Annotated in this window: 30 protein-coding genes and 1 riboswitch; of the genes, 21 read left to right on the top strand and 9 right to left on the bottom strand. The window is 46.2% G+C overall.

Going from position 1 to position 26,047, the window contains the following annotated elements; all coding sequences use genetic code 11:
* Window positions 1–495: 495 nt before the first annotated feature.
* Window positions 496–1,020, bottom strand: a complete 525-nt coding sequence (locus KIV41_RS19375) for a DUF3087 domain-containing protein (RefSeq protein WP_038883626.1) — start codon at window positions 1,018–1,020, stop codon at window positions 496–498.
* 158 nt (window positions 1,021–1,178) lie between these two features.
* Between KIV41_RS19375 and trmY the strand changes: the two genes are divergently transcribed.
* Window positions 1,179–1,778, top strand: coding sequence for a tRNA (pseudouridine(54)-N(1))-methyltransferase TrmY (trmY, locus tag KIV41_RS19370; protein ID WP_285337511.1), 600 nt, complete (start codon window positions 1,179–1,181; stop codon window positions 1,776–1,778).
* Between the two features lie 77 nt (window positions 1,779–1,855).
* On the opposite strand, the gene KIV41_RS19365 is transcribed toward trmY, so the two are convergent.
* Together KIV41_RS19365 and KIV41_RS19360 are read right to left on the bottom strand one after the other, a co-directional pair.
* Window positions 1,856–3,199 (bottom strand): TldD/PmbA family protein, encoded by a 1,344-nt coding sequence (locus KIV41_RS19365; protein WP_285337510.1) that lies wholly within the window; start codon window positions 3,197–3,199, stop codon window positions 1,856–1,858.
* The gene (locus KIV41_RS19360; RefSeq protein WP_285337509.1) at window positions 3,199–4,584 is read right to left on the bottom strand and encodes a TldD/PmbA family protein; all 1,386 of its coding nucleotides are present in this window, start codon (window positions 4,582–4,584) and stop codon (window positions 3,199–3,201) included. The genes KIV41_RS19365 and KIV41_RS19360 overlap by 1 nt, the downstream gene beginning before the upstream one ends.
* A 480-nt stretch (window positions 4,585–5,064) precedes the next feature.
* Window positions 5,065–5,175, top strand: a riboswitch (TPP riboswitch).
* A gap of 104 nt (window positions 5,176–5,279) precedes the next feature.
* Between KIV41_RS19360 and thiD the strand changes: the two genes are divergently transcribed.
* The 16 genes from thiD to KIV41_RS19280 all read left to right on the top strand — a co-directional run bounded on the left by thiD (window position 5,280) and on the right by KIV41_RS19280 (window position 17,219).
* A complete protein-coding gene (gene thiD / locus KIV41_RS19355; protein WP_285337508.1) occupies window positions 5,280–6,152 on the top strand; it encodes a bifunctional hydroxymethylpyrimidine kinase/phosphomethylpyrimidine kinase in 873 nt (290 codons plus the stop codon).
* Window positions 6,142–6,897 (top strand): ABC transporter ATP-binding protein, encoded by a 756-nt coding sequence (locus tag KIV41_RS19350; RefSeq protein ID WP_104035718.1) that lies wholly within the window; start codon window positions 6,142–6,144, stop codon window positions 6,895–6,897. The genes thiD and KIV41_RS19350 overlap by 11 nt, the downstream gene beginning before the upstream one ends.
* Window positions 6,890–7,690, top strand: a complete 801-nt coding sequence (locus tag KIV41_RS19345; protein WP_009706843.1) for an ABC transporter permease — start codon at window positions 6,890–6,892, stop codon at window positions 7,688–7,690. Before KIV41_RS19350 ends, KIV41_RS19345 begins: the two co-directional genes overlap by 8 nt.
* A gap of 47 nt (window positions 7,691–7,737) precedes the next feature.
* The gene (locus tag KIV41_RS19340; RefSeq protein WP_102778546.1) at window positions 7,738–8,688 is read left to right on the top strand and encodes an ABC transporter substrate-binding protein; all 951 of its coding nucleotides are present in this window, start codon (window positions 7,738–7,740) and stop codon (window positions 8,686–8,688) included.
* Between the two features lie 54 nt (window positions 8,689–8,742).
* A complete protein-coding gene (gene tenA, locus KIV41_RS19335; protein WP_285337507.1) occupies window positions 8,743–9,411 on the top strand; it encodes a thiaminase II in 669 nt (222 codons plus the stop codon).
* Between the two features lie 12 nt (window positions 9,412–9,423).
* The gene (gene thiM, locus KIV41_RS19330) at window positions 9,424–10,215 is read left to right on the top strand and encodes a hydroxyethylthiazole kinase (protein WP_285337506.1); all 792 of its coding nucleotides are present in this window, start codon (window positions 9,424–9,426) and stop codon (window positions 10,213–10,215) included.
* 62 nt (window positions 10,216–10,277) lie between these two features.
* Window positions 10,278–10,892: a thiamine phosphate synthase gene (thiE, locus tag KIV41_RS19325; protein WP_285337505.1), complete on the top strand. Its 615-nt coding sequence runs from the start codon at window positions 10,278–10,280 to the stop codon at window positions 10,890–10,892.
* 188 nt (window positions 10,893–11,080) lie between these two features.
* Window positions 11,081–11,806 (top strand): phosphatase PAP2 family protein, encoded by a 726-nt coding sequence (locus tag KIV41_RS19320; RefSeq protein WP_285337504.1) that lies wholly within the window; start codon window positions 11,081–11,083, stop codon window positions 11,804–11,806.
* 127 nt (window positions 11,807–11,933) lie between these two features.
* Window positions 11,934–12,485: a GNAT family N-acetyltransferase gene (locus KIV41_RS19315; protein WP_285337502.1), complete on the top strand. Its 552-nt coding sequence runs from the start codon at window positions 11,934–11,936 to the stop codon at window positions 12,483–12,485.
* 27 nt (window positions 12,486–12,512) lie between these two features.
* Complete coding sequence (locus KIV41_RS19310; RefSeq protein WP_045392705.1) at window positions 12,513–13,244, top strand: SDR family oxidoreductase; 732 nt, start codon at window positions 12,513–12,515, stop codon at window positions 13,242–13,244.
* 9 nt (window positions 13,245–13,253) lie between these two features.
* The gene (locus KIV41_RS19305) at window positions 13,254–13,718 is read left to right on the top strand and encodes a GNAT family N-acetyltransferase (protein ID WP_285337500.1); all 465 of its coding nucleotides are present in this window, start codon (window positions 13,254–13,256) and stop codon (window positions 13,716–13,718) included.
* A 169-nt stretch (window positions 13,719–13,887) separates the two neighbouring features.
* Entirely contained in the window at window positions 13,888–14,358 is a 471-nt protein-coding gene (locus KIV41_RS19300) for an HAD family hydrolase (protein WP_045392701.1), read from the top strand.
* Between the two features lie 60 nt (window positions 14,359–14,418).
* A complete protein-coding gene (locus KIV41_RS19295) occupies window positions 14,419–14,919 on the top strand; it encodes a GNAT family N-acetyltransferase (protein ID WP_285337498.1) in 501 nt (166 codons plus the stop codon).
* Between the two features lie 74 nt (window positions 14,920–14,993).
* A complete protein-coding gene (locus KIV41_RS19290) occupies window positions 14,994–15,497 on the top strand; it encodes a GNAT family N-acetyltransferase (RefSeq protein WP_045392695.1) in 504 nt (167 codons plus the stop codon).
* 472 nt (window positions 15,498–15,969) lie between these two features.
* Complete coding sequence (locus KIV41_RS19285) at window positions 15,970–16,443, top strand: Hcp family type VI secretion system effector (RefSeq protein WP_045392692.1); 474 nt, start codon at window positions 15,970–15,972, stop codon at window positions 16,441–16,443.
* Window positions 16,440–17,219 carry a DUF4225 domain-containing protein gene (locus tag KIV41_RS19280; protein WP_045392689.1) on the top strand — a complete coding sequence of 260 codons (780 nt, stop codon included), beginning with the start codon at window positions 16,440–16,442 and terminating at the stop codon, window positions 17,217–17,219. Before KIV41_RS19285 ends, KIV41_RS19280 begins: the two co-directional genes overlap by 4 nt.
* 874 nt (window positions 17,220–18,093) lie before the next feature.
* Here KIV41_RS19280 and KIV41_RS19275 read toward each other — a convergent pair.
* Window positions 18,094–18,537: a cytochrome c gene (locus KIV41_RS19275; protein WP_285337497.1), complete on the bottom strand. Its 444-nt coding sequence runs from the start codon at window positions 18,535–18,537 to the stop codon at window positions 18,094–18,096.
* Between the two features lie 132 nt (window positions 18,538–18,669).
* Here KIV41_RS19275 and KIV41_RS19270 point away from each other — a divergent pair, with 132 nt between their 5' ends.
* Both KIV41_RS19270 and KIV41_RS19265 read left to right on the top strand, forming a co-directional pair.
* Window positions 18,670–19,311 (top strand): cytochrome b/b6 domain-containing protein, encoded by a 642-nt coding sequence (locus tag KIV41_RS19270; RefSeq protein WP_005428408.1) that lies wholly within the window; start codon window positions 18,670–18,672, stop codon window positions 19,309–19,311.
* Window positions 19,312–19,321: 10 nt separating this feature from the next.
* Window positions 19,322–19,750, top strand: coding sequence for a MarR family winged helix-turn-helix transcriptional regulator (locus tag KIV41_RS19265; RefSeq protein ID WP_285337496.1), 429 nt, complete (start codon window positions 19,322–19,324; stop codon window positions 19,748–19,750).
* Window positions 19,751–19,794: 44 nt separating this feature from the next.
* Here KIV41_RS19265 and KIV41_RS19260 read toward each other — a convergent pair whose 3' ends face one another.
* From KIV41_RS19260 to KIV41_RS19250, 3 genes are all read right to left on the bottom strand, one after another.
* Window positions 19,795–20,169, bottom strand: coding sequence for a cytochrome c (locus KIV41_RS19260; protein WP_045392677.1), 375 nt, complete (start codon window positions 20,167–20,169; stop codon window positions 19,795–19,797).
* 74 nt (window positions 20,170–20,243) lie between these two features.
* Complete coding sequence (locus KIV41_RS19255) at window positions 20,244–20,531, bottom strand: hypothetical protein (protein WP_010453379.1); 288 nt, start codon at window positions 20,529–20,531, stop codon at window positions 20,244–20,246.
* A gap of 62 nt (window positions 20,532–20,593) precedes the next feature.
* Entirely contained in the window at window positions 20,594–21,511 is a 918-nt protein-coding gene (locus tag KIV41_RS19250) for a DMT family transporter (RefSeq protein WP_045392674.1), read from the bottom strand.
* Between the two features lie 109 nt (window positions 21,512–21,620).
* Between KIV41_RS19250 and KIV41_RS19245 the strand changes: the two genes are divergently transcribed.
* A complete protein-coding gene (locus KIV41_RS19245) occupies window positions 21,621–23,057 on the top strand; it encodes a PLP-dependent aminotransferase family protein (protein ID WP_285337493.1) in 1,437 nt (478 codons plus the stop codon).
* 126 nt (window positions 23,058–23,183) lie between these two features.
* Here KIV41_RS19245 and KIV41_RS19240 read toward each other — a convergent pair whose 3' ends face one another.
* Complete coding sequence (locus tag KIV41_RS19240; RefSeq protein WP_285337492.1) at window positions 23,184–24,317, bottom strand: glycerate kinase; 1,134 nt, start codon at window positions 24,315–24,317, stop codon at window positions 23,184–23,186.
* Window positions 24,318–24,465: 148 nt separating this feature from the next.
* The gene (locus KIV41_RS19235) at window positions 24,466–25,596 is read right to left on the bottom strand and encodes a sugar diacid recognition domain-containing protein (RefSeq protein WP_285337491.1); all 1,131 of its coding nucleotides are present in this window, start codon (window positions 25,594–25,596) and stop codon (window positions 24,466–24,468) included.
* A gap of 237 nt (window positions 25,597–25,833) precedes the next feature.
* Between KIV41_RS19235 and KIV41_RS19230 the strand changes: the two genes are divergently transcribed.
* On the top strand, window positions 25,834–26,007 hold the full coding sequence (locus tag KIV41_RS19230) for a hypothetical protein (RefSeq protein WP_009706819.1): 174 nt from the start codon (window positions 25,834–25,836) through the stop codon (window positions 26,005–26,007).
* Window positions 26,008–26,047: the final 40 nt, after the last annotated feature.

Genomic DNA, 26,047 nt, shown 5'->3' with positions numbered 1-26,047 from the left:
AACTCTTCAATTTAAGATTTTGTTCGGCTCAATGAATACTGAACATTACATAAGTAATGTTTGAATTGACTGTGCTGAATCTTTCGATTCAATGGTCACTTCGTATCATTGAAACCTAATTTGAAACCGCTCTTTATTAAGAGAAATATCTAATTGGATTATCATCAACGAGTGCCCACACAGATTGATAGGTCTATATTTTTAAAGAGCTTGCTTCGTAAGCTTTGCTATCGAAGCGGAGGCGTATTCTAAGGAATTAATTCTTAGTGTCAAACACTTTTTTAAATTAATTTTTAGAAGCTTTTCTTTCGCCTCATTGCCAACCGCTTTTGCGTTTCCGCTTTGCCCTGACAACGGAGGCGCATTATAGGGAGATGATTTTTCTTGGCAACCCTTTTTTAGAAAAAAACTCAAAAAAAAGCGTCGAGTGATGAAATCTCACTCAAACGCTTATTTTTAGCACTCAGTTGTTAACTTCAAGTAGCAAATAGGCAATCAATATGTGTCTATCCAAGACTCTTCAAAGCGCGTGATATCCAGATCCAGTGATTGCGCCGCTTCTATTTTTTCAATTGCCTCTAATTCTTTACTTACACTGCTCATCGTTAATGTGTTGTTGTCTAACTCAAACACCTGACTTTGAGTCGTATAGTAGAACTTAAGTATCGTCAGCGCTTTTACATCGTGCTCAGCAGAAGCAGCTTTAATGCTTTTCAGTTTGCGAAAGATCTTGTTGTGAAGCTGCTTGAGTTTCCAGACATACAACACTTCTTCCATATAAGGGCGTGTTTTGAATTGGTTCAACAAAGACAGTGAAGTGGCTAAGGCGAGCACTACACCAATTAAGTTCCAATGAAAGTTCCCCGTCGATTGTTCAGGTACTACATCTGTATTACCGAACAAGACAATTAATAAAGTACTAAAAGCAAGAGAAGAGATAGCAAGCAAGGCAACAAAGCCACCAATCACTAGGTTGACCTTCTTTCTATAGACTTGTTTGTTTATTTTTTTGATTTCCATATACCGCTCCTAACAGGTTGCCTCTATTCTAACCAGCACACTCCGTACGACAATCGAAGCTTTGTAAGTAAGTTCACATTTGCTATTAAACTCGCATCCCTTCCCTGCTTGGGTATATACTTCCGCGCATTCACTCTTCCTATATAGAGGCTAAATTCATGCGCTCTTTTGTTTTACGAGCTCGCGCGGCGCCAACCACCAGCAAAGCACTGTTAGAAGGTGTTGGTAATGAAGCGCATACAGAGATTCTTGCTCATACCATGATGAACACTATGTTCGTTGCTCAATCACACCGTGAAGATGTGGTTGTTCACTTGGTTTTAGAAAGCACAAAAGATTTCTCACGCACCATTACTATTCGCTCTAACGACATCACCAACATTGGCGGCTTCCATGAGTCAACCTTGATTGCAGCAGTGGCTCGCGCTTTGGATGCGTCGGTTGGTATGGGCAAAGAGCAACTTCGTGAAGTCGAACCTGGTATCACCGTTCGTACCGTCAGTTTTGAACGACTAGTGCAAGAACTGGCAGAAGATCACCAACTATATATGTTGGATAAAAAAGGCGAATTTGTTCGTGATGCAGACATCGGTGGAAACCCATGTTTCTTGCTAACTGACCATATTCCGATGCCGAAGAAGTCTTTTAACAGCTTGAAGCGCCTTGGCACAGAGAAAATCAGCTTAGGTCCTAAGATGCTTTTCGCTTCTCAGTGTGTGGTATTGATCCACAATGAGTTGGACATTCGCGAATTTTAATTCTCGCGAGTTAATCATTCGATAAAAGAAAGAGGACTCCATTGAGTCCTCTTTTTGTTTCTATAGTAATGCTAAGTTTACTTACCACCAATGCTCAAACGAGCAAAACGAACGTCTGGCGAGAAGAAAGTTCGGCTATCGTTAATCAGCTGAGTATCACCCACTGCCTCAACTTCTTGCAGCATCTTGTAGAAGTTACCCGCTACCGTGATACCACGCACTGGTTGAACGCGCTCACCATCACGGCACAAGAAGCCACTCGCACCAAATGAGAAATCACCACTCACTGCATCCGCACCAGAATGGACACCTTGAAGTTCGACTAACTCTAGGTACTCACCCGCTTTTACTTCTGACGCACTGCTGTTACCTGTCGCAATCACTTTGTGACTCGCTGATACGTCTAGGCTCGATTTTGCACCGCGAGCGGCACTTGCTGTCGAGACTGCGCCCAAGTAACTTGCGGTCTGGCTGTTGTGTAGCAAGGTTTTCAAATCACCATTAGCAATCATCACATTGTTTTGAGTAGCGAAGCCTTCACTATCAAAACTCGCGATTGCCATACCATTTGGCATGTAAGCCGTATCAGTAAAGGTAATCAAATCACTCGCAACACGTTGACCAAGCTTGTCACCCAGTGGCGTAATGCCTTTCATCGCGCTTACGCCAGAGAAAGCACTGCCGAAAGCACCGAATAAACTTGCTAGCGCATTGATGTGGAAGATAGCAGGGTAGTTACCCGTCGCAACCGGTGCGCCTTCAAGAAGATCGCGAGCAAGGTTGTAGCCACCCTCGATACAGTAAGCTGGATTCAACTCATCAAAACGGCGACCCAGTGACATTCTACCCGCCATTGACTGTTTGCCGTCTTTTTCAAACAAGGTATACGCGTAACAAGTGAACGAGCGCTCGAAGTGTTGACACAATGTGCCTTGAGTATTGGCAATGATCAGTTGTGTTTCGCCATCGCTGTAACCATTGTAAGGTGCGCTAGAGGCGTGAGGCAGAGCTACTACACCTTGCTCAAGTGCGAGAGACAGTTCGATTTTTTCGTCAACAGAAGTTGTATCTTCTTGCGCAATCTCAGCAACATCAGTCGCGATTTGGCTGTTCACGCAACTAATAGTCTGATGTTCATCTTGCTTGGAAAAGCGAGCGCTTTGCAGCGCGTTGGTCAGCATCAAATCTAAGCTCGGTTGTTCTAACGATTCAGAGTAGCTCGTTGCGACACGCGCATCTTTAACAACACGAACACCCAGAACTTGGCTTGAGCTTACTTTGTACTCATCCAACTGCCCTTGGTTCGCTTTCAGAGAAAAGCTGCTGTTGCGGTTTACAATGACGTCCGCTTCTGCACCTTGACGTTTTGCTTCTGATAGGACGTAATCAACCGCATTGAGAAGTTGTTGTTCTTGGCTCATTAGTTACCGCCTCCTACCAGAATGTTATCGACTTTCAGCGTTGGCTGACCGACTGTTGTTGGCACTGAACCACTCACGGAACCACACATGCCCGGCGCAAGCGCCATGTCTTTGCCGACCATGCTGATTTCTTTCAACACTTTTGGACCCGTGCTGATCAGCGTTGCAGTTTTCAGAGGCTTAGTGATTTTGCCATTTTCAATGAGATAAGCTTCACGAACGGCAAAGTTAAACTCACCCGTGCCCGGTTGAACCGAGCCACCGCCCATCTTCTTCGCATAGATACCGCGTTCGATACCTGCCAGCATATCATCAAGTGAATGCTCGCCTTCTTCGATAAAGGTGTTACGCATACGCGAGGTTGGTGCGAACTTGTAGTTTTGACGACGACCAGATCCCGTAGGTTCGTAACCCGTCTTCATGCCACCCATTTTATCGACCATAAAACTGGTTAGCTTACCGTCTTTGATCAATTGAGTGCGCTGAGTCTTCATGCCTTCGTCATCAACATGAATCGAGCCCCATTCGTTGGTCATGGTGCCATCATCGACTGCATTCACCGCGGTGTGAGCAACCATTTCGCCCATCTTGTCGTGGAAGACTGATGCTTTCTTGGCAACTGAAGTGGTTTCTAGCAAGTGACCACAAGCTTCGTGGAAGATAACACCACCAAAGCCGTTACCAATCACCACCGGCATTTCACCCGATGGACAAGCTTCCGCACCAAGTTTAACCAACGCTTGCTGCGCGATAGTTTGACCTAGCTCTTTGGCATCAAGCTGTTCACTGAACTCCCAACCAGCAAGAGCGCCAGGACCTTCCATACCAGAAGACTGCTCATTACCTTTTTGCGCAACAGTATTACCAGCAACTCGGATGTAGTGGCGAGTATCGTCAACGTGTAGACCTTCTGAGTTGAAGATAGACACTTGCTGTTCGCGCTGAAGCACACTGCCAATGAACTGGCTGATATGTTCACTCTCTGCGCGAGCGGCTTGGTCAACTTGCAATAAGAAAGCAATTTTAGAATCTAGGTTAGCGTCTTTGCCAAGTGGCATACGACAACCATGTTGAATTGGGTAGCGGTTCAAATTGAGAGAACCTGCTGACGCGATTTGCTCACGCTTGTCTTTTGCTGCAAGCAGTGAGGTTACGCGTTTAAGTTCGGCTTCATCTGTGCTGTTGGTGTAACCGTAAAGCACTTTATGACCGAAGAAGAGACGAATACCGATACCAAAATCGATACCCGAGTTCACCTTGTCCACCTCACCAGATGCGATCTGGACGGTGTTGGTTTGGTGGTGTTCAACGAATAGCTCAGCGAAATCAGCCCCTAAAAAGAGGGCATGATCGATCACCGCTTTCGCTGTTACAGAATTAAGCATGAAATCTCCTTGCTCGTTGATCGTCCTAGCCTTCCCCATCTTTGAGTTAGACCCTGTTTATTAAAGTCATGTCATAAATTGAATGACCCAAAGACATATTGGCAACGCGTTAAATATTAACACTTTTTTAACCTTGTTTTGTGCTAATCCTTGCTAAATCAAAGAACGATTCATTACGTATTATGTCGACATCTCACTATTAGATAGTGTCTTAAACTGCCAGTTTCAATGCAGCACGTCATTTACTCTAAATTCTGCCACCACATTGTTGTTGGATTCACAAAGTAATTAGGGTTCCAGCTAGGCAACAAGCGAAAGAGTCCCATGAGCATAGTTAGCCTATGTGATTGGGCGAGTGAGCGCAGTTAACAACGCTGGGGCTCTAATTACGAAGGGAATCCAGTTCTCATATTTAAATGATGACTCTCTCTAGGCATAAAAAACACGTGCACCGTAACTGAGTGAACTGCTATTATCTTGACGAAATAGTCGGGGGGCCCATGCAGTGAATGCGTCGGCTGAGATCGAAATTCGAGACCCGTTGAACCTGATTCAGTTAGCACTGACGTAGGGAACTATCATCACTTTGCCACTAGCCTGCTTCAAGTCCGTACCGACGGAGCTAGCCTCAACGGATCCATACACCGATCTTCAATGGCCAAGTCAGTTCCTTTACGTCTGTAATAGGAGCGACCATGGCGCAGCAATCAAGCCAAGAAAAACCATCAACACAGCCACAAGCAGCAACTTCAACAGACACACCGATTGTGTTGACGATTGCAGGTTCTGATAGTGGCGGCGGCGCAGGCATTCAAGCCGACATCAAAGCGATGTCCGCAACCGGCAGTTTTGCTTGCTCGGTAATCACGGCGATTACTTCGCAAAATACCCAAGGCGTTTCTGCGATTTTCCCCATTCCTCTCGACCATGTAGAGAGCCAACTCGATGCGGTATTTACCGACCTCAACATCGTTGCAGTCAAAGTAGGCATGCTGGCAGATTCCAACATCATCAAAGTTGTTGCCAACAAAATTAAGCAATACCAGCCAAAACACCTCGTGATTGACCCTGTAATGGTGGCCACCAGCGGCGATCTATTACTGGAACAGTCAGCAATCAGCACTTTAAAAGAAGAATTGATTCCGCTCGCAGACATCATTACCCCTAACCTACCCGAAGGCGCAGCATTGACGGGTAATCCAGTGCCTCAATCAGAATCTGAAATGAACGATATGATTGCTGATTTACGCGCGCTCGGTGCAAAAGCGGTGCTGTTAAAAGGCGGCCACTTGGAAAAAGATGAAAACAGCAACGATCTGCTGATCATGCAAGACAGCGCCGAGTTAATCAGCGCTAAACGCTTTCCAACCAAAAACACCCATGGCACAGGCTGCACGCTGTCTTCTGCTATCGCGTCTTACCTTGGCCAAGGCAACAACCTGCACAAAGCGGTGCACCTTGGTAAGCAGTACATCAGCCAAGCTATCGCGCACGCTGACGAATTGGATGTCGGTAAAGGTCACGGCCCTGTGAACCACTTTTTTGCAGGTCACACGCATGTGCGCTAACGCACTCGGCATTCAGCTTACCGAAGCAAGTCTGCAATACAAAGACAGCCAAACGCCAACATTAGCAGGGTTGAGTATGACCATCCCTGCCAATCAATGGACTGTGTTACTTGGCCGTAGTGGTTGCGGAAAAACGACGATCCTTCGTTATCTAGCGGGCTTGTTAGACGACAAAGTCGAATGGCATGGTGAATTAACCACCACGGATGGCATCGCCCTGCACGAACGTATTGCCTACATGGCACAACAAGACTTGTTGCTACCATGGCTAAATGTGTTAGACAACGTCTGCCTCAGCTCTCGATTTTCTCAAGACCAATCACCAGAGCAAAATAAACAACGTGCACTGACTTTACTCAACCAAGTGGGACTCGCCGATTACGCGGATGCTAAGCCAGCTCAGCTCTCTGGCGGCATGAGACAACGCGTTGCCCTTGCTCGCACTCTGATGCAAGACAAACCTCTGGTTCTGATGGATGAGCCTTTCTCTGCACTGGACGCGGTTACTCGCCATAAGTTGCAAACCTTATCTGCCGAATTATTGAAAGATAAGACGGTTGTTCTGATTACCCACGACCCACAAGAAGCGGTGCGATTAGCTCACCAACTCTATGTGTTGCAAGGCACGCCTGCGCAAGCTCAGCACTTGGTCGTTCCAGACTCCAAGCCGCCACGAGTTCTCGATGGAGAGTGCGCGGCGCTACAACAAGCGATTTTGGATCAACTGGAGAAAGACTATGAGTGATATGACTCAGTACAACTCCGTTTCGGCGCGCATTAGTAAAAAAGAACGCGTAACCCATCCGGCTCTACGATTGGTCATCAGCACTGCGGTGATCTTGGGATTGTGGCAGTTGGTTGTGGTGGTATTCGACATGCCAAGCTTCATCTTACCTTCACCAATTGAAGTGCTGGATAGATTGGTCACTCGTTACGATGTCCTGCTCAAACATACTTGGGTTACCGCGCAAGAGATTTTACTTGGCTTGGCGCTTGGATTATCAATGGGTTTGCTGTTCGCATTGCAAATGCTGATGTTCGAGCCGCTGAAGCGTTGGTTACTGCCAATTCTGATTGCTAGTCAAGCGATCCCTGTGTTCGCCATAGCGCCAGTGCTCATGCTTTGGCTGGGTTACGGCATTGCATCAAAAGTAGTCATGGCGGCGATCATCATCTTTTTCCCCGTCACGACATGTTGCTATGACGGCTTGCGCAATACACCAACAGGTTACCTCGATCTTGCTAAGACCATGGGCGCGTCTAAATGGCAGTTACTTCGACATATTCAATTGCCAGCCGCCCTACCAACTTTAGCCTCAGGTATTCGTGTTGCCGTCGTTATTGCGCCAATTGGAGCAGTGGTCGGTGAGTGGGTAGGTTCAAGTGAAGGCTTGGGTTATCTGATGCTCCAAGCTAACGCTCGCATGATCATTGATGAGATGTTTGCGGCGCTGTTTATCCTCGCCGTGCTGTCTATCTCACTCTACTTCATCACCGATAAATTATTGAAAAAAGCCATCCCTTGGGAAAGCAAATAATTACAGAAAATAACCAAAGAAAATTGGGAAAGAAAAGGAAGAACCCCGTGAATAAAAACAAACTTATGAGCGCTGCTGCTCTACTCGCTTCAGTGGTATCAACCAACGTGCTTGCCGCTGAAAAAGAGATGACACTGATGTTGGATTGGTTCGTCAATCCAAACCATGGTCCTATCGTGATTGCCAAAGAGCGTGGTTACTTCAAAGAGCAAGGTTTGAAGGTCAACATTCAAGAGCCGGCAGATCCAAGTACACCACCTAAGTTGGTCGCGGCGGGTAAAGTCGACATGGCGATTTCATACCAACCGAGCCTAACTATCGATGTCGCGGCTGGTTTGCCACTAATCCGCTCTGCGACTTTGATTGCTACGCCACTCAACACGCTGATGGTGTTGGACAACGGTAAGAATGAAAACCTTGGCGACTTAAAAGGTAAGAAGATCGGTATTGCGATCGCAGGCAACGAAGAAGCAACAATCGGCACCATGCTAGCTCAAGAGAACGTGAAGTTTTCTGACGTACAAATCATCAACGTAGGTTGGGCGCTGTCTTCGTCTCTTGCGTCTGGCAAGGTGGATGCGATTTGGGGCGGTCTACGTAACTTCGAAACCAACCAACTGGCACTAGAAGGTTATAAAGCTAAGGCCTTCTTCCCTGAAGAACACGGCGTACCAGCGTATGACGAGTTAGTCTTCGTAGCCAATGCAAAAACCTACGACAAAGAAGCCATCAAGGCATTCAACAAAGCACTAGAGCAAGCGACCACTTACATCGTTAACCATCCAAAAGAGTCGTGGAAAGAGTTTGTGGCTTATTCACCAGACACACTCAACAACGAGCTTAACCAACGCGCTTGGAATGACACGCTAACTCGTTTCGCTCTTCGTCCATCTGCAGTGGATCTGAAACGCTACGATGATTATGCGCAGTTCATGTATTCACAAAAAATCATCGAAACACTGCCAAAAGCGAAAGATTACGTACCGAGCTTTGACTAATTCTACTGACCTTAGGATCTAAGCCTAGGGTCTTTTGATAACGAGATACTCATAATGAAATACCAAGATTTGATCGACGCTTGCCGCCAAGATTGGCAAGAATACACTGAGCATGCTTTCGTGCAGCAATTGGCGCAAGGCACTCTGGCTCAGCCTTGCTTTCTGCATTACCTAAAACAGGATTTTCTTTTCCTAAAGCAGTACGCCCGAGCTTACGCATTAGCGATCTACAAAGCGCGTACTTTGGATGACATGCGCCGCGCGCTCCCAAGCGTACATGCATTGCTCGATTCTGAAATCGCCCACCACGTGACTTACTGTGAGCAATGGGGACTGACAGAATCCGACCTAGAAAACGAGCCAGAAGATTTCGGCACTGTGGCTTACACCCGCTACGTATTGGATGCTGGCATGACGGGCGATCTTGTTGATCTTTACGCAGCACTTGCTCCTTGCTCTATCGGTTATGCCGTTATCGGTAAGATGCTGATTGAAGATGAAAAGACAGTAATCGAAGGCAACCCATACGCAAGTTGGATCAACCTCTACGGTGGTGAAGAGTTCCAATCTGGTGTCGCAAAAGGTGCAGAACACTTTAACCAGTTATTGTCGGAAATCGACATCAACAGCCAACGCGGTCAAAACCTGATTCAGGTATTCAAAACTGCAACGCGTATGGAAGTGGCATTCTGGCAACAAGGTCTAAACGCTCAGCAAGATTAATCGGAGAGTCTCATGTTAATTGAACAAATCACCCAAGCATTAACCGCAGTACGCCAGCAAAAGCCATTAGTCGTCAACATCACTAACTACGTGGTGATGAATAACACAGCAAACGCACTATTGGCCATCGGCGCTTCTCCAATCATGGCGCACTCCAAGCAGGAAATGGCAGAGATGATGTCGTTCGCTGGCGCATTGGTTATCAACATCGGTACCCTAGACAGCGTTTGGACACCGCGTATGAGCTATGCCGTAGAGCAAGCCAATACCAATGGCAAAATCGTTGTACTCGACCCCGTCGGTTGTGGAGCAAGCTCACTGCGTACCGAGACATCACGTGAGATCGCACGCCTTGCAGACAAGTTGATCATTCGTGGTAACGCCTCAGAAATCATCGCTCTCGCTGGCGAGCAAGCACAAAGCAAAGGCGTCGATGCACTAGACAGCAGCGACGCAGCACTTGGCGCAGCGAACTTCTTAGTCGCAGAGTATGGTGCAAGTGTGGTGATTTCTGGCGAGACTGATTACATCGTCACGAAGGAACAAACCGTGCAACTGAACAATGGTCACGAGATGATGCCATACGTAACCGGAATGGGCTGTACATTAACGGCTCTAACAGGCGCTTTTGCTGCTGTTGGTGATGATACCGGACTTGCTGCAGCGGCGGTACTAGGCGTTGTTGGCGAGATTGCAGCGGAACAAGCTCGCGGCCCAGGTAGCCTGCAAATGAACCTGTTGGATGAGCTTTACCAGCTAGATGAAGAGACACTGGCAAAACGCCTAAAACTGCAAGTGAGCTAAGCTTTTCTCTAACAAATACCAGCCTCTCATTCCCTGTAGATGAGAGGCCCAAAGGAAACAAAATGAACGCCTATCGTTTATATTTGGTCACCGATGACCAACAAGATTTAGCCACACTAAAGCGTGTTGTGAGAAAAGCCGTGGAAGGTGGCGTGACTATGGTACAAGTTCGCGAAAAACACGGCGATGTGCGTGCGTTTATCGAACGTGCTCAAGCCGTTAAAGACATCCTTAAAGATACCGATGTGCCTTTAGTCATCAATGACCGCGTTGATGTCGCACTGGCTGTCGATGCTGATGGGGTTCACCTCGGGCAATCAGACATGCCAGCAATCATTGCTCGTGAGTTGATTGGACCAAACAAAATCCTCGGCTTATCTATCGAAAATGAAGAACAGCTTGCACAAGCGGACTCTCTGCCGATTGATTACATCGGTTTGAGCGCAATCTTCGCGACGCCAACCAAAACCAACACCAAAAAACACTGGGGTATTGATGGTTTGAAAATGGCGTTAGAGACGACTTCACTACCGATTGTTGCCATTGGCGGCATTAACGAAAGTAACATTCCGCAGCTTAGCGCCACTGGTGTTCATGGCTTAGCTTTGGTTTCAGCAATTTGCCACGCGGAAGATCCCAAAGCGGCATCGGAATATCTGTTAGGGTTGATGAGCTAACCATACTCACGCCTGAACAAAGCGCTTATGGATGAGCGCGTTCACTTCTCAAAACTTTCAACAATCCCTCCTTTCACAACGAAGACTTGCGATGTCACTTTCACGCTCGAATTGACAGAGCGTTGATAAGTTTTTCACATCGATTGTCGTAAGATAGCCGCCTATTTTCGACTGCTGTATGACTTTTCATGAAAACTAAAAAATACGGTTTGATGATGCTCGCCTTGCTCATTCTTGGCATCATCCCACTTTCGCTGTTTGCCTCGTATCACGATCTTACTTCTCACGTTTCTGACGGCACAGGCATTCTCTTTACTCTGCTAACCGATTCTGCGGGCAGTAAAGGCTTTTTGATCACTCTAACGCTGTTGGTGTTATCGCTTTACCGCTACAAACCTAGCCAGTCTGATTGGATGCAAAAACTGTCCATGCTGGGATTGTTACTGGTGATTGGTTTTGCCAGCAAAACAGGCTTAAAGTTGATGACAGAAAGCCCGCGTCCCTACACCGAACTGCTTGCCGCAGAGCAATTAATTGAGCACCCTGAAGCGTTTTATCAACTAGAAACCGCTCAGCAAGCGAGTGTGATTGGTGAGATCTCCGAAAAAGTCAGTGAATGGCGCACTCGTCACTGGCAAGGTGAAAAAGACTATTCCTTCCCATCGGGGCATACGATTTTCGTTTCTATCTGTTTAGCCTTCTTTGGTGGGTTATTTTTGCAGAACAAATGCTATTTCTCTGCTGCTACCTTATGGGTGTGGGCAATGGGCGTGGCGTACAGCCGTTTGTGGCTCGGCATGCACAGAATTGAGGATTTGGTTGGTTCCGTGGTATTCGTCGCCATCGTGTTTAGTTTACTTCCAGTATTCAAAGTGACAAAGAAAGCACCTTTTATATCGCTAGCCGCGAAATAAGGCCTCCTAATCACAGGTAAGAAGAAGCCAGCAATTGCTGGCTTCTTCTTTATCCGGGCCTGAAAAAGCAGTTTATGAAACAAAAGCTATTGTTTATCAAAGCTCTTTTGATATGTTTGTGTGAGATATGAAAACTCGATCACATGGAGGCGATTCAAACGTGTTATCTCTACCCATTTCCACCCCAAGAACTGAGCTTAAGCCGCTAACAAAAAGTGATTGGGATCTGTATCGCCGCTTGAGTAGCGAACCACAAATCATCGCGCTTTGTTTTGACCCACCGACCGAAGACGAAATGCGCCAAAAGTTCGAATCACGGCTACCTGCATGGACACCGCAAAGCGAGCATTGGTTATGTTTGGTGATTTATGAAAAACAAAGCGCACAACCAATCGGCATCACAGGCTTTGTATTGCAAGATGGCATTGCTGAAGTCGGGTATTTATTGCTGCCAGAGTTTTATGGCCAACAGTTTGGTACGGAATCCCTTACCGGTGTGATTGAGTGGGCGTTTGAGCTGCACAAGATTTCTCAGTTTTCCGCCACGGTCACAGAGGGCAATATTGGCTCTGAACGAGTGCTGGAAAAATGTGGCTTCAAACTCACCGAGACCATCCCCGAAGCCTATGAAATAGGTGGGAAAAAGTACGCAGATAAGCTCTATTCATTACAAAAATAATATTCACGACAAAAATAAGGACGTGTTTTGCAGAAAGTAGTCATTATCACAGGCGCAAGCCGAGGCATCGGAGCCGCAACCGCCAAATTACTCGCCAAACAATGCTATGCCGTATGCGTTAACTATCGCGCGCAAGCCGAGGCTGCCGCGCAAGTTGTTCGTGAGATTGAGGAGGTTGGCGGTAAAGCCATCGCTATCAAAGCGGATGTTTCCGATGAGCAACAGGTACTCTCATTGTTTGAACAAACCGAACAAGCACTGGGAAAAGTCACCCACCTCGTCAACAATGTTGGCATCTTGTTCACCCAATCTCGTCTTGCGGACATGAGCCTTGAGCGATTCCAAACTGTTATGAACGCTAATGTCACTAGCTGCTTTCTTTGTTGTAGAGAAGCAGCAAAACGATTTGAATCAGGCAATGCAATTGTTAATGTTTCTTCTGCCGCATCCCGCTCTGGTGCGCCGTTTGAGTACGTTGATTACGCCGCTTCTAAAGGTGCAATGGACTCGCTCACCAAGGGATTATCGTTAGAGTTAGCGGAGCAAAACATCCGCGTAAACGGGGTTCGCCCCGGCTGCATTTTTACCGATATCCATGCCGATGGCGGCGAGCCGAATCGAGTCGACAGGCTCAGTGAAAAAATCCCTCTTAAGCGAGGAGGCACGGTAGATGAAGTGGCCAATGCCATCGCGTGGTTACTCAGTGATGAAGCTTCTTATGTCACAGGTTCGTTTATCGATCTAGCTGGCGGAAATTAAGGAACAGTAATGAAAATCAGATCAGCGACACCCGACGATCTCAACGCACTCTTTGTATTAAACACGCAAATTAGCGAACTTCACTTTCGTCATGCGCCACACACTTTTGTTCCACCTTCTGAAGAAGACAGAGCCTTTCTCGCAGATGTGCTGGCCGATGATGCTCGATTGGTGCTCATAGCCGAAGAAGGTCAACAAGCACTTGGCTTTATCACTGCGACCATTACCCAAAATGAAACTATCAGCTTTTTAATCAAAGACCCGATTTGCCGCATTGGCACCATCGTCGTCGATGAAAATCAGAAGTCAAAAGGTGTTGGAAGAGCCTTAATGACGGCCGTTGAGCAATGGGCACGCGAGTCAGGTGCAACTCAAGTCCGCTTGGAAGTCATGGAGTTTAACCACAATGCGCAGCAGTTTTACGACAAACTGGGCTTTGTTCCCAACTCCCGTCTTATGATGAAATGTTTGTAACGATCACGACATTTAAGCGAATTTCAGCGTTAAAGCTAACGTGAATCGCATTTATCTTTCGCGCTTTCCTTCCCTTTTCGAAAAGACGATATGATGTACGGATATACCCAAGTGACTTCAAGATGCAGGATTCAGAGCGAGTTGACTTGGGTATAAAGGAGATTCGAACATGATTTATCTTTTCGATTGGGGAAACACCTTGATGGTCGATTTTCCTCACGCACAAGGAAAAATGTGCGATTGGGAACACGTTGAAACCGTTCCTCAAGCCAAAGAGACTCTGGCTCAACTCACACAACATCACCAGGTTTATATCGCGACTAGCGCATCAGATTCCGCGATGGAAGATGTTCAAAAAGCCTTTCAACGAGTCGGGCTCGACCAATACCTTTCTGGCTACTTTTGCTTTGCAAACCTTGGGATTGCCAAGAATCAGCCTGATTTTTATCTTGCGGTCGCAAAACAATTGGGCGTTGAGGCGAGCCAACTTACCATGGTTGGCGACTTACCAGAAAAAGACATTTACCCAGCAATGGATGCAGGGTTAAACGTCGTTTGGTTCAATCCTCAAGACCTCCCAATACCAAGCAAACCCATCCCAAATCAAATACGTTGTTTGTCCGAGTTGCTAAGCACCTGAACGACATACGCACAAATACAGTTGAGCCACTAAACTTTATGCACCAATCAAGGAAGATGAATGCAGATTAGACCGATTACCGTCAACGACATTGACCACTTTATTTCGCTCTGGAATCGCGTTTATGAGGAAGGAGAATACTTACGCTCGCCAGCGCCGGACAAAAAGATGCTGAGTGAGGTAATCACTCGTGTAGAAAAAGAAACCATTCCCCAGTTTGTGGCCTTTGATGAAATACGCTTAGTCGGTAGCATTGAAATTTTCCCAGCTGAAATGTGTGGCTACGAAGGTGGTGAATTTGCCAAAACTGGCTTCCTCGGCATTCATATAGACCAACAATATCGAAACCAAGGGCTAGGTAAGAAGCTACTTGAGACTGCTATTCAAAGCGGCTGGGGATATGGCTATGACACCATCGCGCTTCACGTTTATAAGAGCAATCGGCGAGCGATTACCTTGTATGAAAAATTTGGCTTCGAGCATTGTGGCGAGCTGGGTGAAGTGCTGCTGCCCAACGGCAAATATCTGATGAGTCAGAAAATGGTCTTAAAGCATCCGTAAGTTGATTCTAGTAGCAAGAGCACATTGCCTTTGCGATATACTGACCTGAACCCAATATTTACCACGTGCTTGTGATGATTGAATATAAACCCTTATCGCCAAATCAAATCCCGATGGCTTTGCTATTAGAAGCCGATCCAGACCAAGACAATGTTAATCGCTATCTTGCTAATTCATTGAGCTTTGTTGCGGTGGAAGAGAACCAGATCGTCGGAGCATGTGTGGTGCTGCCGCTTTCAGAAACGCAGGCTGAAATCATGAACGTATCAGTCGCACCTACGCATCAACAACGCGGTATTGGCTCAGATTTATTGCGATTTGCCATTGAACAGCTAAAAGGCCAATCTTTTCAAAAGTTGATATTAGGAACGGGGACGTTTGGTTATCAACTGACTTACTATCAACGCTTGGGTTTCAGGGTAGAGAGCGTGGATAAAGATCACTTCTTACTCCACTACCCAGAACCAATTTGGGAGAACGGTATCCAGCACAAAGACATGCTGCGTCTGTATCTAGACCTAAGATGTGGAAAGTACAAAACAAAGCCACAGAGACAAAAAGAAATGGTATTACGGTAGTGTGGCTCATATTTCTCAGCACCATTTTCAAATAATGCACTAGTACGGCTTTCTACCCTACAGAAAACGAGGACGTCTACTTCCCCCAGTGTAAAAGGCGCCAAAACAGACGGCTCTACTCACGCATTCCAAAAAATACAGAGGGTTAACAACCAAACATTGGACAGGTGCGGAAGACAATGAAGTAAGTGAAATTACAATATCGTTTTGTTAGTTGAGTCCCCATGCTCTTAAACCCATGACAATATCAAAGTACATAATCAAAAAACGTCTGTACTAGCGCAATCGCACTTATGTTTAGTTGGACTTTGATATGTGCTAAGGAAACTGACATCAAACAATCAAACAATCAAACAATCAAACAATCAAACATTGCTTCTAATTTTGGTATTGAATGTCTATAGGAACTTACCTTTTCAGATAGCTAGATGATATGCTATGTGTTTTATATATTAAGGTGAATAGGCAAAAAATGGCTCATACGGCATACCTCTCAATCATCGGCAAAACACAGGGCTCTATATCTCAAGGTTGCAATACTAAAGACTCTATTGGGAACAAAGCTCAAGAATCTCATTCAAATGAAATCACCGTCCTTGCGTGCAATTTCAGCTTGAGTAAACACGGGGGGCCCGCTGAAGTTGTCATTACCAAACCCATTGATAAAGCCTCACCACTCCTCGGTAATGCCTTTTCTAAACAAGAGCATATGCAATGCACTATCAAGTTTTACCGCACCAATGAACAAGGCTACAACGAGAATTTTTACACAATTGAGCTGGTTGATGCCTTAATTACTACCTTGTCTTTTGATCAGCCAAACGTGCTTAATTCAGGGGATGAAGACATGTCCGAAACCCTTCATCTCTCTTACCGAGACATCACCTGGAAACACAACATGGCAGGAACAGAAGGTTATGAAACGTGGGAAAGATTCTTAGGATGAGAAACCGAGCTGCGCCAGAACCATGGGACATTCGAGAAGTAGAAAAAGCGGGTAAAGGACTAACCTTGCAAGCCGTCACCCTCTCACATCGCTACATATCTAATGGCGGTCTAAAGATGCAGTTTGTTCACGATGTTGATCGTTTTGAACAGTGCCTAGTGAACGACTTCAAGAATGGTAAGAAAAGCAAAGAAACGGTATTTAAAGAGCTTCGAAAGGAAAGACAAAGCTTAATGGACCAAGGCGCCCTCATTGCCAAAAAAGGGGCTGGTTTTATAGCAGGTGTCATGCAAGTAGCAGCAGGCGCGGGGATCTGTTATTACTCTGCGACTTCTCTTTGCTCAATCGGTGGGATAATGATGGCTCATGGCACAAATAACATGTACGAAAACGGCAAATATTTTTGGGATGGTGATGAAAATGCCACAGGGTTAGTTCGGGAAGGCTATCAACATGCTGCTGAATCTTTGGGTTACTCAAAATCTCATGGTGATATCGCCTACTATGGTACAGATTTAGCCTTGTCCGCTTATGGGGCTATAGCCAAAACAACCACAGCTAAAAATGCCGCCGAGGCTTATCAAATAGCCGCCAAACCTAACTTAAAACCAATGCCTTGGACTTCTACTCCAAAAGCCAAGCAATTTAAGTTATTTAGGTACAGTTCCGAGGATTATCTTAGGGGTTATCAAGCCTCAAGCAGACTATCATTAGGAGTAGGAGCGTTAAGTGACGGTGTTACAGCGTATTCGTTATATGAAGAGGTCCAAAAATGATTGCTATAATAGGCTTTGCTATTATATCTCTTTGTCTAATCTACTTACTATGGCGAATAAATCACATCCCATCAAAAGGCATAGTTCTATTAGGTAAATTTCTATTATTTTTGTTCTTAGGTGGGCAATTCTGGGCGATTTTTCAGAACGGAACAAAAACGGCAGGTGTTCCCTCAAGAATACCTTTCTTTGAAGATTTAATTATTAGTCACCTACACTTACCGAGTCCCGAAGTTCAATGGCTCTCTTTCCTATTCTGCATCATCACGGTCATATTTTGCTTGCCGAAAAGCGGTAAAAAGTAAGAGCGTACATAAACAAATTGAAGTAATTAATGTGATCTTTTAAGGCGGAACTACCTTGGTAGTACTCTTTAAAACTATTATAACCACCGAGCTATTAGACTGTGTTTCATTTCCAATTTGCTCTCCTTCTAAAAAGTGGACAATCTCTAACTGGATAATTGGAGTGAAAATGATAGCAAGCGAGAATATTAGAGCTCTCATTTGATCTGACCATAATGGTGAAAACTAGCTTTTCCACCATTATGGCTACTCAAGGGCAAGAGTAGAAAAGGCTACTTCTCATTGAGAGTGTGATAAAGTCATACTAACGAGTCACTGCGCGAGCAATATTAAAACTCGTGATCCCATTCAAAAACACCAACTATGTGACCTACAACCAACACGATCACACCTAAAACAACTATTCACTATCGTAAACTTACTTGATAGCTAGAACAGTAATCAGCAGCAAAGCTAGAGAGAAGCCACAGTCAGCGTGCTTAATAGAATGAGTTTTTTCATAAGGTTACCTTTCACTTAACGATTTTCTTTTTTGCTTCAATATAAATTCAATGTTGTGGATCGCTTGATTACCAACGACTGCGGTATGCACGATGACAGCTTCGGCAAGTACTCTGAGCTTGCTTAAGTCCTGCCTCAGCCGATGAAACTTGTTGGTTCTGCGCAGCTTGATACAACTGTGCAAACCCTTCATCCATTTGCAGCATCAAGCGATTGAAGTTATCCGGTTTGCTCCACACTTCTTTCTTCGCTTTGCTATCAACTTGGCTTCCCTCTGGAAACGCTTGTTGCAGTTGTGCGCTGTGGCGAGTGAGTTCAACACCAATCTGTTCTAGCGCGAGCCAATCGGTATTGCTGCCTTTCAATGTCTTACTGGCTTGTTTCGACAGGGACTCTATTTGCTCAAATGCATTCTGACGCGATTCAATTTGAGCGCTGAAGTCTTGGGCAAACACTGTAGTTGATACAAAGATGGTCGGTAAAAGTGCAATCAGTGCCAATGTCTTTTTCATTTCGTTCTCCTGGTTTTTCGTTCTTGCAGTGTGGTTGCAAATAAATTTACACAACAATCATTGCGTGCGCAACTATTGTTGTGTAAATTACCGTAAAGAAGATCATCACACCGAGAAAAGATCGAGGTAATTATGAAAATTTGGGATTTAGCAACGCGACTTTATCACTGGGCTCAAGCCCTACTGTTTATAGCCTTGATGGCATCTGGGTTGTCTGGCAATGGGCCTCATGTTCAATTGGGATTAGCGTTATTCACTTTGTTGTTATGGCGATTAACTTGGGGAGTTATCGGCAGCGAAACCAGTTTGTTTCGACAGTTTCTCCGCTCGCCAAAAGGTGTCATTACTTACTTAAAAGGTAAATCGGCGGCGACTGTGGGTCATAACCCTGCTGGCGGCTGGATGGTGGCAGCACTACTGACGACATTGCTGCTTCAATGTATCTCTGGAATGGCGCTTGGCGGCTTATTCGATACGTGGCCATATTCCGATGTTTGGCTTAACGACAACGTATTTGTAGGGATTGAGTGGTTACACCTGACCTTGGCCGATCTTTTGCCTTTACTGATCGCCTTACATGTTGGTGCGATCCTTTTCTATAAACTAAGAGGTAAACCCTTGTTGAAAGCGATGATCACAGGTAAACAACCCCAAATGAACAAGCAGGCACTCATCACGGAACAGAAAATTGTCTATCTCGCGCCGCAAAGCCGTGCTTTAGGGGTGCTAGTTGCTGCAACATTGGTTACCATGGCAATCGTTGCTTTATCATAAGAGTAAGAAAATGAGCGAACAGTTTGACAGACAAGACAGCTTTGGCTGGATGATCAATGTCGTTGCACACGATGCAGCGAAACAATTTGAAGCCGAGCTCAAAAAGCACGGACTTACCGTTGCACTTTGGCCGACCATGATGTGTTTGTGGGAAGAAGAAGGCGTGACACAGCGCGATATCGCCGCGAAATCTAAGGTAGAAAACTCGACCACGACTCGTACCTTAGACAAGTTGGAGAAGTTGGGTTTGGTAGAGCGCCATCCCGATCCAAACAGCCGCCGCTCGTTCCGTATTTATCTAACGGAAGAAGGACGAAGCCTTAAAGAAACCTTGGTGCCAATCCCACTGGCTGTTAATAAAGAGCTGATGAGTCCGCTAGAGCCAGCAGAGCAAAAAGAGATGCTTCGCTTGCTAAAAAAGTTGGTCGCAGAGATTTAGTTGTAAACTAAACCAGTAGCTGGTTACTGTGCAACCAGCTACTACTATGAGTTTAATGAACGAATATACTCAAAAATATCATTAACTTCTTTCTCGCTCAGTACAGCTTTGAAAGGTGGCATTACCCCGCCTTGGCCGTTGTCGCCTTCCAAAACAGAATCTATCAGCTCCACCTTTGTGCCGAATGGATTCAATAACTCGGCATAAATATTATCGGGTTTAATATTCAGTGCGTTAGCAGCGAGTCCATCCCCATGACCTTTGTCACCATGACAAGAAATGCAATAGGATTCAAAACGTTGTTTACCTACCGTAAGATCGGCTTCACCATATTGGTTATCGGTAAACCATTTGTATCCAGCAAATCCAGTACTGGTAGCAAACAATAAGAAAGCAACCGAGAAAAAGAGTTTACGCATAGATGCTCCTTGTCTTTATTCATCGATGAGTTGATAAAAACAAGGTAGCTTAGATGATGTCGAAAAAGTGTTGTTCACGTATTCAACAAAGGCACGTTATTACGGATTAAGCCTCGGCGCACGCTGGTGCACATTTTGCCAAAGCGACGGATTTCATCAAACTGAGGGGTAATACCTCGATCCATTGCCGACTCCCAATAGCTCAGCTCGGTATCCACCATTTCTAACAGCTTCTTAGGGCAACCGATACATTTACCCTCAGGGCCACAAACAAAGGTCTCTGACTCATAAAGAGGCAGCTCTGCTTTAACTTGTTCAATGATATTGCGCATCGCGCTCATTCGATCTGGCTTGACGGTCATCATCCGACTCCACAAACATGTAAGGAGCCGGATTGTACTCTCTGGCACGCAAATGTCCCTACCTAATTTAGGTATATTTTACGTTTCTGCTTTGTAGCCTTTGATTTAAGCATCGAAAATTCTGGCTTTTTCACCACTAAGTAAACCGCTGTAGCAGCCAACCCAAAGCCAACAATACCCATCCAATCAAACGACTCACCGAAGGCCAACCAAGCTTGGATCGCCGTGGTCGGAGGCACAAGGTAGAACACCGAGGCAACACTCGATGCCGCACCATTTTTCACCATGTACAGCAGCAACAGAATCGCCACACAAGACAGCACGACCACAAGCCAGATTAAGGTGAGAATGAACTCCGTCGTCCATTGCACCTGCATGGTTTCAAACTGCATTGCGATTGGAAGGAACATGGCCAACGCCGCTAAATACTGCACGGTCGCGCCGCCTACCATATCCACTTGTTGGCAATATTTCTTTTGATACAAAGTGCCAAGGGTAATACCAAACAGAGACAACAAGCACACACCAATCGCTAAGGTTTTGTGCAAGTCGGATTGCCACTCCATCTTGCCCATGAGCACCATAGCAATGCCGACAAAACCCAATGAAAGACCAATCCACTGTGATGATTTGAACTGCTCAGAAGCGAACGCCACCAGCAAGACCGCAGTTAAAATAGGTTGTATCCCGACTAGTAGTGAGCTTAAGCCCGCCGGCATTCCCAAACTGATGGCGAAGTACGTCCCGCCTAGGTAAAAGCCGTGAATCAATATTCCGACAACGCAGCTGTGCCAAAAGTCTTTTCCCGCTGGAATACGACGGCGCAGAAAGGCAACAATCACCAGAAACAGCAGGACATTAAACGCCATGCGAATCGACAACAAGGTCGCAGGCTCGGCGTATTGCAAACCAAATCGCGCACCAACAAATCCAGAAGCCCAAAGGATCACGAACACAAAAGGAATGGCTCTGATTAACATGATTCGCCCTCACTCTACTTACTTTTAAATCTTGAATGTTTTTAATCTCGAATGTTGCTAATGTAGTTAGGTACAGTGTTTTCAAAAAGTGACAGATGGAAGTATTTTTATGGGTACAGATTTAGCAAGTACACTTGATGCCAATAAGTATGTGATCGTCGAGAAGTATCTCAAACAAGCGATCAGCAATAGGGTTTATCAGCCGAACGACAAGTTGCCTTCCATCCGTCAATTAAGCACGGAACTAAAGGTAAGCAAGAACACGGTGATCCGCGCTTATCAGGAACTAGAAGCACAAAGCATGGTTTACTCGGTGCCAAAATCTGGTTATCGAGTAAAGCCAACTGAGCAACATGAAGCCAAGATCGCTAAGCCTACACGCGTGGATTTGCTCTCGGTGTGCAAACAAATCCTCACCTACCCCGAGTATCAAGAGCTGCTTCCGACCGGCTCAGCACACCCAAACATTGACGCACCAGCCATCAAAAGCCTGTATGCCGAAATTGGCCGTCAGAGTCGCCAACAAAGCCATATTTCCAGCCATTACCAGCTGCCGCCGGGTGATGACTTGTTGGTAAAACAACTGGCGAAGATCACCCAAGATCTGGGAACGCCTGCAAACGTGGATGATCTTTTGGTCACTCATGGTGCACAGCAAGCGATCAGTCTTGCCCTTAGAGCAACAACACAGACTGGAGACATTGTTGCGGTGGAATCGCCCTGCTATTTCGGTAACTTGTTGATGCTCGAATCCCTCGGTTTGCAGGTGGTCGAGATCCCTAGTTGTCCTCGTGATGGTATGGATCCAGACGCGCTAGAAATAGCCATGGCAACGTGGGAGATCAAAGTCATTGTTGTCACGCCAAACTTCACCAACCCAACAGGCTCGATGATGCCCCTTGAAAGACGTGAGCGACTGCTTAAGGTTTCTGGAGATATTCCAATCATTGAAGATGACGTGTTTGGCGCATTGAGTTACGACGAACCCTTGCCAAGCTTGCGCAAATTGGACAAGAAACAAAGGGTGATTTACGTCAACTCCTTGTCGAAAACGCTCGATTCACGCCTTCGTATTGGTTGGATGCTAGCGGGACGTTATCGCGCTCAAGTCGAGCAATACCTGTTATGTGAAAATATGGGCAGTTTGAACTTGATGCAATCAGCGGTGGGCACTTTCCTAACCTCAGGTAAGTACCGAACTCACACTGCGCGTATGTGCCGTGTTTACCAATCCAACGTGAGACGATATTTGCAGATGCTCAACCAATGTTTGGATGCACACTTTGAACTCAAAAACCGCTACCAAATCAATGCAGTACAAGGTTCATTCTTGCTTTGGTTACGCTTGCCACCCAAGACTGACAGCTATGCGCTTTATCAAGCCTGTAACGAACACAAAATCAGTATTCTGCCCGGCTCGGTATTTGGCACTCAGGGACAGTATCAAAACTGCATTCGTCTTAGCGTGGCGAACTTTGGAGCGGAGAAAAACTGGCTCCCTGCAATGGAAACGCTAGCAACACTGATTGCTCAACACGCCAAATAGTCACTCCAGACATTTCGTTCCAAGCATTCCGTTCCAAACATTCAGCACCAGAAACAACAAAGCCTCCGCAATTGGGAGGCTTTGATATGAGTTCTCTGAGCTATCTGCTCAACCAAACACGGAGTTTTAGCGAGGTAATTGCCACAATCTGGCTACGTTTTCAGCCAAGTTAGCAAGGTTCACATCTGCCTCTTCCAAAGCTTCTGGCAAGTTCATTGCGCGTGGTACACATACAAATACCGCGTCAATGCCACACTCGTAGACTGCTTGGAAGTTATCACCTGTGCAGCCTGCTAGGGCAATGACAGGCAAACCATACTCTTTCGCCACTTTAGCCACACCCATTGGTGTCTTGCCATGCACAGTTTGGTGATCAATACGGCCTTCACCAGTGAAGACAATATCAGCGTCTGCTACGTGCTCTGCGAGCTTTACGGTGTCTAGCACAATCTCAATACCCGGCTTCAGTCGTGCAGGTAGGTAACCAAGTAACGCCGCGCCCATACCACCGGCGGCTCCTGCGCCTTTTTGAGTCAGCACATGCTTGCCTGTCACTTGCTCTGTCAGTTCACCGTATTTGCTTAGAGCAGAATCTAACAGCTCAACATCCGCCGGCGTCGCGCCCTTCTGTGGACCAAAAATCGCTGATGCACCTTTCTCGCCACACAATGGGTTGTCCACATCGCATGCTACCAGCACTTCGCAGTCCGCTAAGCGAGCGTCGAGACCAGATACATCAATGCTTGCTAGCTCAACTAAGCCGCCACCGTTAGGAGTGATTGGCTGACCAGCATTGTCCAGAAACTTAACACCCAACGCCGCCAACATACCCGTGCCGCCGTCATTAGTTGCGCTGCCACCCAAGCCGATGATCAAGCGTTGAATACCGCGATCAAGCGCATTCAGAATTAACTGACCAGTACCAAAGCTGCTGGTGTTTTTCGGGTCACGTTGCTCACTTGGCACAAGGTGTAAACCACTCGCCTCTGCCATTTCGATCACTGCGGTTTCACCGTCACCTAGAATGCCGTAAAACGCCTCAACATCATTGCCAAGTGGGCCTTTTACGGTCACGAAAACCTGCTCACCCTCAGTCGCATCAATCAAAGATTGAACTGTCCCTTCACCGCCATCAGCAACAGGTACCGTGACAAATTCTGCATCTTGCCAAACTCGAGACAAACCGGTCTTGATCGCCTCACTCACCTGTTTGGCGGTCAAACTCTCTTTAAACGAATCTGGGGCAATCACAACTTTCATTTCATTCTCCTGAAAACAGCACGCTGCGAGCGACAAGTCGCAGGTCATCAATGTGGCTATTCTCACTTAAAAACTTGGCATATTCTTTAGTCAAACATCCAAACAATACTGACTATGCTTGAATTATTTTGTGCATTTGCACAATTGGCTAATTTAGCTTTCTTAACTGGCTTGCGATATACAGCTCGGTCAATCCCGTAAAATCTTGCGTCGAAATGCCCGTCACTTCACTGATTCTATCCAGACGATATCTCAAGGTATTTCTATGAATATACAGAGCCTTAGCACAGTCATTGGCGTTACCATTGGCTTGAAAATACGCCTCTAAGGTTTTTATCAACTGCCCAGATTTGTCTGCCGAAAGCAAAGTAGCCATCGCTTGAGCGAGTTGTTCACCTTGCCAAGAGTCGGCTAAAGGGGCGAGTAACACAGGTAAGCGGTATTCAGAAAAGCTCAGCATGGTTTGTTCTGGATGAGAGCGACGACCTACAGTAAGCACCTGCTTGGCACTCAGGTAGGAAAGAGGAAGCTGTTGTGCGCCATCAAAACGTTGCCCAATCGCGAAGCGGACATCATCAATTTGATTGGCCCTTAAGCGGCGCTGAATGCTTTCCAGCACACTTTGGTCGCTATTCGAAGAGGAACGTAAAGGCTTTAGAACGACAATTTCATTCATCGACATGATCGCCACCAACGGCTTATCTTCAGAGCGATACAGCACGTCAACTAGGTTGCGTACGCTGTTCAAACTAACGGGAGCACTCTCTGCCTTAAGCTCAATTACGACAGCAACTCGTGGTGTTGCTAAATCGATGGAAAGGCGCTGCGCCCAATCGTGCAACTCAGAATCGCCAAGCTGTTGGTTCAACCATGCTGAAACAAACTCTTCTTGATGGCGGCGATCCCATTGCAATTGCTCCACCAGCGAGGCTTGTTCGATTGTCAGTTCCGCAGTCATCTTCACTAACTGAGCGAACGCTCGGATGTGTTCAGGGTTGCCAGTGACGCCCACCACGCCAACCACTTCACCTTTAAAGTGCAGCAGCATATTGATGCCCGGTTTCACGCCTTGCAATGATTGGCAACTTTGCTCATCCAATTCTAACGAGTCACCATGATTCAGCGCCAGCACTGCACCATCGTGCTTTTGACCAATACGCTCAGCATCGCCGCTGCCAATAATGGTTCCTGCCGCGTTCATCACATTGATGTTATGACCAATGATCGACATGGTGCGATCGACAATTTGCTGCGCGAGTGTGTGGTCGAGAATCACCATTTCCGTTCCTAAAATCTCCACGATTGAGGCGTCAATAAATCACACTTTTTCTTCTATCGCCATGATATTGAACTGGTATCGACGCCAAAGTGTTATACCGACCAATTAACCTTAAATAAATTATGGCTATTAACCCAAAAAGTCCTTCATCACTGCTTATACTTATAACCGAGCCACCCAAGTTTTTATGCTTGGCGCGACTTGAACCGACAACCAAACAGTGACCGGAGGGAAACCATGGAACTGCGGAACAAGGCGGGCGACATTGCCAAAATTGCTGACAACCTCACCCTGAAAGAAATTACCGAAATGGGCTACACCGTTGATCTATGCGATGAAGCCTTTGATCCAGGCGAGCATTGGAAAGCAGAAGGGCAAACGCAAGGTATGGGCGAATACCCTGAGCAATAGTCTCTAAATACGTTTCAACAAGACAATTACCTTTCAGCCG

The organism is Vibrio sp. D401a, from assembly GCF_030248515.1.
Lineage (GTDB): Bacteria > Pseudomonadota > Gammaproteobacteria > Enterobacterales > Vibrionaceae > Vibrio > Vibrio rotiferianus.
This window is presented reverse-complemented; position numbering and strand designations above follow the sequence as displayed.